Below are 7,259 nucleotides of genomic sequence, written 5' to 3' on the forward strand. Positions count from 1 at the left end.
GTCACATGCTCATGTACACGGCTCGGAATCGCATAAGCATATAAACGAACCGCATGATCAACTCTCGCTACTTCACCTTTCATTTGTTCCATCATTTTCAGTTTCGCAGCCGATATTTTACACTCATGCTGTAGGCGGTTTAATTCTTCATCTTTTTGCACTGTACGGTGTACGTAGCTTTCGACAGCCTCTAAAAACAACTTAGACTTCGCAACACCGACCTTACCGCCCTCTGCCCCTTCGCGCGTCTCATTGAACATTTGTCTATAAAAAATATGGGCCTGTTCTGGACGAGTAGCAAGATGCTCTAAATCTTCTAAATAACTTTTCCCGCGCTCTGGCTTTTCACGCTGCATACCGCGCTTTACATCTTGATCATATCTTTGCTTCTTCTCTTGAAACAGTTGATCTAAATGAAGCCAAGATTCATCTAAACCTTGCACCGCCCATTTTAAAGCACAGTATTTCAAAACGTGCTCATACGGATAAATGAGCTTCGCCGTTCCTGCTCCRCAATATCTCCCTTTCCCACTCGATTCTGCCAATTGCTGAATTTGATTATCTTCTTGCGCAAAATGATTTGCAGACATTGGACTGAATAACTGTAAATAAATCGTATTTGCCATTTGCTCCATATAATCCGATAAATTGTGCAAATGGTGCCCATGTAAATTTTCATAATCATATAAGAAACAATAATTGTACGGTAAATGATGCTGCTTTATCGTATGATTTGTTCTTCCATCTTCATCCACTTGATCAGGACGATATTCTAATTCAATCGTTACGCCGCCTCGTTTTGATAATTCACCAGTCGACCCGAGCGTAATAGCGTGCAACTCTTTTAACGATGCATAACCATTCGCTTGCACAGTTTCAAACTCTTTCGCACTAACCGTTCTCGTCTTAACTAAAACATCAGGCATTAAAAACGCACCGCGAATTAAAATGTTGTGATGCTGCAATTTTTTCCGGAGCATCTCACGCAAATATAATGCGATTTGTAAAAACATCCCTGAACCTGTTCCGCCAGCTAGTGATGTTACAATAATGACACGTACACCATATTCGGTCTGATCACTTGTAACTGGAAAAATCTTCTCGATTTCTTGCCAAAACGATGTGAGTTTATCTTCTTTCATCGCAGCACGTAACGCTAACCGTGAAATGACGCGTAACTGTCCAGCCCCTTCTGTTAACGGTTTATCGAGTATAGTCGGGTCCATCGGAAACCACTCTGGAATCGTTGGATCTCCCGCAATATACTCTCTCGGTGTTTTACTCGAGCTCGTTTGCGTTTTAAACTTCCGAATATGATCAAATTTACTCAATGTATTCACATCTGTATCAAATACATGCATCGCTACCTTTTTACGACGCTCCTCAGGTAATCTTTCATATATTTGATGTGTGACAGTACTACCGATTCCACCTAAGCCAATTAAAATTGTTGGAACTTGTAATGTCATGTGAACCACCTTCCTATTCTTGCTTGTTTGAAAAGAAGAATAAAGAGAGCCGGGCCTCCTCCGCCCCTCTTACACCCTATCTACTATTCACATTCGTACCGGTAAATCTCCTTACCATATCCTCTATCAATTACTAAAAGTTCATTTGGATACAACGTCTTATGCTCCATTCCTACCTCTTCCTCTGTTATAAACATCCCATCAATAATCATCCCAACTACTTGCGATTCTTTTGCTACAAATATAGATTTCGATCCTTTTTTCGCTATTAATGTTACAGATTGYACCGTCTTTCTTTCTGCTCGGAATGGAATGCCAAAATAGTGCTTCCACCATTTATTTTTAAGTAACTCTGGTTCAGATTGATAAAGCCAATCTTTCGCTACTTCTTGATCCCATTCGTAATATAGTAATGCTTTCCGATGAAATCTCGGACGAACAATCCATCCTAAAATAATAATTCCTACTATTAAAAGTAATAAAGTAATAGGAATTACAAATTTAAAAATGAGCGCATACCTCTCAAAAAACGGCGCATTTTCAATGTGCAGTACGATCTTTTCCTTTACTTCTTGTAATTTTGAATCATTGATCGTGATGGTAGCCTCTACGGTGCCGGTATCTGTAAAATTGAATGTGTCGGAGTAATAAGGTCGAGGATAAACATAAACTTGACTACCATGCTGTTTTAATTCATAGTTGATCGATTGATTCGATGTGACACCAGTAGATTTTAATAGTTTCTTTACAGCCTCTTCTGTCATCGGTTTACCATTTAACTGGGGCTGTAAAATAAATGGTTTACTATTTTCTAAATTTGTTACCTTTTCTTCATAATCTTTCGTAACAGCTTGAAGTGTTAATTTTGGTTTTTCAGCTGGTTCAATCTTGAATTCTTTCGTCTGTCTATAAAATCCCTTTATATTCATATGGACTTTCCCGCGTACTAACTCTTTACCAACCTTTGTCTCGTAATAAAACACATGTCTTTTATCATCCCACTTCATCGGATACTGCTTTCCGTCTATTTCTACTTCTGCTTCGAAATAAGAAATTTGAATTGGTAATTCAGTAGGTTTCGCTTCAATAACAGCTGTCACACCTTCATACATTTTCTCAACATTTTTTCTATCTTTATCATCTTTGTCATACGTAGAAACAGTATAATTAAGCGCTGGTTCAACAAGTACTTGTAATCCCTCTTTCTCAATGTCCTGATCCACTTCTATCGTATATGTCCCTGGCTTAATCACTTCCTGATTCGCTGTACTTACATGCACTATATTTCCGAATAATTTAGCTTCTCCTGGTGCATGTATAGAAAAAGAAGACTGCAATTGTAACGGTTTGGAAAGTTGCATAACTTTATAATTAGACAAAGAAGGTGATTGTCGTACAAGCGTCATACGCTTTAATGGAAACGGTGTTGTAATCTCTACTTTTTTCCCTACTATTTTCGTTTTGACAATCGATTCAACAGAAGAAAATGGATCACGATTTGCAACTAATGCTGCCACTTGATTCACACTTTGTACAATACCATCCTCACCGCTAGACGGCATGACAACTCCATTCATTTCTTTTTTCCAAATCTCTTTAAACGTATTTAACTGCAGCTTCTCTTGCTGCCCTAAATCCTCTTCCATCGTGATTAAGACTGGGTGTAAAGAGATCTTTTTAGAATCCATCTCTTTCTTAAACTGTGCTAACTTCTGTGTAATTTGTTCTTTTCCGCCAACCTTATCTTTCTCCAAATCATTAAATGCCCCGTCAGTTAATACAATAAGCCAAAATTCACGTTTCCCATCTATATCTGCTTCCTTCTTTATAGATTGCATCGCCGTTTCTACTGCGCTAAATGGAGTATTTAAATATGTTTTCCACGCGCCGATTCCATTAATTTCTGTTTGCCTTTGATCCTTTGTTAACGAAATGTTTAACGGATCATTTGGCTTACTCATTGGAACGTAAGAAAATTTATCTTTCTCATCTAATAKCGCAACTAAACTTTGCAAGGCGTAATTGGCATACTTCCAGCGATCGTTATTTCTCATGCTGCCCGAATCATCATATACAAGTGAAACGACCCTTTCCTTTGCCTCCTCTCCTTTTGCAAAAACTGAAAAAGGTAAACATATAAATAGAAACAACATGAACGTGGCACAAATTCGAATTTTCATGATGAGGCTTCGCCACCTTTGTAGACAAATTCCTATGTTTAAATTTATGAGGGGAAACAAGATATATGACTTGTATTTTAGGACAACAGTTCACAACAATTACATTATGTAAACAAAAATAAACTACTCCCATATTTTATTTCGAGTTTTTTCCTTATTATATATCTGAAATAACACATAGCTTTCATACTTTTCCCGCTATAAATTCCACCATTAAAGTTTGATTTTCTTTTCAATACAAGAAATAAAGAGCACGCTATAATTAGCGCACTCTTTACTTCTTCACATATACTTCAACAATCGGATTTTCCTTTTGATCTGCATGTAAACGTATATTCTCTTCACCCGTATTATAAATGCTAGCTACCAGCATAACTGTTAATAAATTAGGTGTTTTCGCATCACTCCCATATTTTCGTTCAAGAGCTTCTGTATACTCGAAATCCAAATCACCCTGCACATATGTATACACTTCAAAACCATCTTTTAAATTACATACGACCGTATCAATAATATCCGCCCCTACTTGTTTCTTTATTTCCCCCCGCAATGCTTCTATAAATTCTTCCCAAGGAACTTCATACGTCTGAAATTGGTCTGTAGATTTCATTTCCTTTCCTCCTCATTATGTATCCTGTTCGTATATTTCCCCTTTCCTATAACAATTATGATAGATAGGTCATTCGTACAAGCCGCACTTGTCCCCCTTACATATCGTATTACTGTAATGGGGGAAGGAGGAAAGAACATGCATAGACAAAAATGTTATAATACATGCCAACGTTATTTCGGAAAAGTTGTTCGAATTGAAGATCGTGATGGTCATATCCATTTAGGAAAAATAATAGACGTGACAAATGATTCTGTTTGGATTGAGCCAGTACAGCAGCGTTCATCTTTTGATACAGGATTTGGATACCATGGCGCATATTCAAATGGCGGATGTGATATTTGCGGCGGTCTTAGCAGATGTGATAACTGTGGATTTGGATGTGGTGGTGGATTCGATGGTGGATTCAGTGGTGGATTCGGTGGCTGCGGATGTGGCCGTCGTGGTTGCGGCGGTTGTGGATTTGGTGGCGGCTGGGGCTTTGAACTCGGATTTGGTTTTATTTTTGGAATTACTTTGGCTGCATTATTTTTCATCTAACATAGTAAAGAGTTGACTATCTTTAGCCAACTCTTTTTCTCTATTTTTCACATATAAAAATGCGATGTCCTAAAATATGTTGATACATAAGCAGTACTTGTTCGTGTTGCACCCACGCTTCATACAATTCTTCTGGAATAAACGGTGATACATTCCACTCTGGCTCTTCCATATGTCCTGCAACTGTTTCTGCAATAGTTCCGCCACCCGCAATTGTAATTCTTTTAAAATTTGCTGCTTTAAATAAATGAATCCACTCATTCTCAGTTAATACTTCTTTCATACCGTATAACTGTCCAATCTTTTCCTCCTCTTTCTTCTCAATATGTTTTTCGGTAATCATTTCAATGACAACAAGCTTTCCATCCTTCTGTAATACACGATAACATTCCGAAATAACCTTTTCTTTATTTGTAAAAGCGAGTATAGATTCTCCAAGTACAAGCTCAAATGAATCATTTAAACACGGTAATCCTTCTACATCTCCTTGAATCAATTGTATATTCAAACCATCAAACAACCATCTATCTTTCGCTTTTTGAATCATAATTTCATTCTTTTCAACCGCTGTCACTTTATAACCCAATTCTTTTGTCATATACGCCGCTGTTTTCCCCGTGCCGCAACCTATCTCAAGGACACTAGCTCCACTTTTAAGTGGCAATTGAGATAATAATTGTTTTGTTAACGTAAAACCACCAGGATGAGCACTCCCTATTCCGTAGTAAGCTAGAAAATCGATGTAAGTATTTCGTTCCATGGAATTCTCCCTTTTTTATTTTATATATTCCAAGAAGGAAGAAAAGTGCATAAAAAAAAGGGCGCATCGCGCGCCCTCTCTCTTACTTATCTTCACCAATATATGCCCATTTGTAGCTGTAATCTCCACCAACTGGGTGGTGAATAATACCTTTTACTTTCGCTCTTTGAACAAGAGCATCACCACGTTGATATAATGGTGCAATTGCTGCGTCTTCAAGTAACATTTTCTCAGCTTTCAGTAAGCTATCCCAGCGATCTTTCGTTTTCGTTAATAGTTCGCCTTTACCTTTTTCTACAATTTCATCATATTTCGGATTTGAATATCCAGTYTGGTTATGAGGTCCATTTGTAACGAACATATCAATGAATGTCATTGKATCTAAGTAGTCAGGTCCCCAACCAGCGTAAGATAAATCATAATCTAGATCTGATTCTAATTTTAATTTTTGTTTAAACGGTTGGTTTTTCAAATTCACTGTTAAGCCCGGTAAGTTCTTCTCAAGCTCTCCTTTTAAGAACTCCCCTACTTTTTTCGCGTTATCGCTATCGTAGTTTAATAGCTCAATCGTTACTTGCTCTTTTCCAAGCTCTTTTTTCGCTTTTTCCCAATGCTCTTTTGCCTTTTTCACATCCGTTTTTAAAATATCTCCATTTTCTTTACGGAAGTCTTTTCCATCTGGGCTTTTCGCAAATTCTTTTGGCACTAAGTAATCTGCAGGTGTAGATCCGTCATTTAAAATAACATTCGTTAAGCCTTTTTTATCATACGCCATCGCAATCGCTAAACGTAAATCTTTACTCTTTAACACTGTATCGTGGCCACCACGTTTTTGGTTTAAACGTAAGAAGTACGTTGACGGTGTTTTTTGTGTATAGAAGTCTGGATTTGATTTATATTTATCAACCATTTCAGACGTAAGTCCAGCACGATCGATTTGTCCGCTTTCATATAAGTTTACACGTGTACCGCTGTCTTTTACTACGTTAAAGTTGATTTCATCTAACTTAACTGTTTTATTATCCCAATATTGTGCATTTTTCTTTAATTTCCAACCTTCTTCATGTTTCCAGTCTGTTAATGTAAATGGTCCGTTGTATAACGTTGTATCTGCTTCTAAACCGTATTTTTCTCCTTTTTCTTTTACGAATTTTTCATTTAACGGATAGAATGTTCCAAATGAAGTTAATTCTACAAAGTAAGGAACTGGATTTTCTAATTCTACCTCTAATGTGTAGTCATCTACAGCTTTTACACCTAACGTATCAAGTGGTGCTTTTCCATCATTAATTGCTTTTGCGTTCTTTAAATCAAACATAATGTATGCATATTCCGCTGCTGTATTTTTATCCACCGCACGTTTCCAAGCAAACACGAAATCTTTCGCTGTTACAGGGTCTCCATTTGACCATTTTGCATTTTTATTTAATGTAAATGTATACTTTTTACCATCATCACTCTTTTTATATGATTCAGCAACCCCTGGTGTTGCTTTATTATCTTTATCAAGTCGATATAAACCTTCCATTACGTTGTTTAAAGCAAGAAACGATACTTGGTCTGTCGCTTTTGCTGAATCCATAGATGGAATCTCTTGGCTCTCTGTTAAATTAAGTACTTGCTTTGCTGCTAATTTCCCGCCTTCTTTTTCACTACTTTTCGGCGTTGTGTTCGTCTTTTCTTTTTCCCCTGATCCCGAG

6 protein-coding genes are annotated in these 7,259 nt (G+C 37.3%); 1 reads left to right on the top strand and 5 read right to left on the bottom strand.

Annotation, left to right across the window (positions count from 1 at the left end):
• From AC1DTM_RS15010 to AC1DTM_RS15020, 3 genes are all read right to left on the bottom strand, one after another.
• A partial coding sequence (locus AC1DTM_RS15010; protein WP_477000423.1) for a tubulin-like doman-containing protein occupies positions 1-1,469 on the bottom strand: 1,469 nt, incomplete at its 3' end.
• A gap of 83 nt (positions 1,470-1,552) precedes the next feature.
• A complete protein-coding gene (locus AC1DTM_RS15015) occupies positions 1,553-3,649 on the bottom strand; it encodes a vWA domain-containing protein (protein WP_477000424.1) in 2,097 nt (698 codons plus the stop codon).
• A gap of 274 nt (positions 3,650-3,923) precedes the next feature.
• Positions 3,924-4,259 carry a hypothetical protein gene (locus AC1DTM_RS15020; RefSeq protein ID WP_016105814.1) on the bottom strand — a complete coding sequence of 112 codons (336 nt, stop codon included), beginning with the start codon at positions 4,257-4,259 and terminating at the stop codon, positions 3,924-3,926.
• A gap of 138 nt (positions 4,260-4,397) precedes the next feature.
• On the opposite strand from AC1DTM_RS15020, the gene AC1DTM_RS15025 reads away from it, so the two are divergent.
• Entirely contained in the window at positions 4,398-4,799 is a 402-nt protein-coding gene (locus AC1DTM_RS15025; RefSeq protein WP_016096373.1) for a hypothetical protein, read from the top strand.
• A gap of 40 nt (positions 4,800-4,839) precedes the next feature.
• Here AC1DTM_RS15025 and AC1DTM_RS15030 read toward each other — a convergent pair whose 3' ends face one another.
• On the bottom strand, positions 4,840-5,559 hold the full coding sequence (locus AC1DTM_RS15030; protein ID WP_016105815.1) for a class I SAM-dependent methyltransferase: 720 nt from the start codon (positions 5,557-5,559) through the stop codon (positions 4,840-4,842).
• An 82-nt stretch (positions 5,560-5,641) separates the two neighbouring features.
• Positions 5,642-7,259 (bottom strand): peptide ABC transporter substrate-binding protein (locus AC1DTM_RS15035; RefSeq protein WP_477000425.1); only part of this gene is annotated, 1,618 nt, incomplete at its 5' end.

The sequence above is a fragment of the Bacillus sp. P4_D3 genome (assembly GCF_056401855.1).

Excerpts from the sequence above, each read along its gene's own strand:
- AC1DTM_RS15020 (WP_016105814.1), bottom strand. The coding sequence starts at position 4,259 with ATGAAATCTACAGACCAATTTCAGACGTATGAAGTTCCTTGGGAAGAA.
- AC1DTM_RS15025 (WP_016096373.1), top strand. The coding sequence starts at position 4,398 with ATGCATAGACAAAAATGTTATAATACATGCCAACGTTATTTCGGAAAA.
- AC1DTM_RS15030 (WP_016105815.1), bottom strand. The coding sequence starts at position 5,559 with ATGGAACGAAATACTTACATCGATTTTCTAGCTTACTACGGAATAGGG.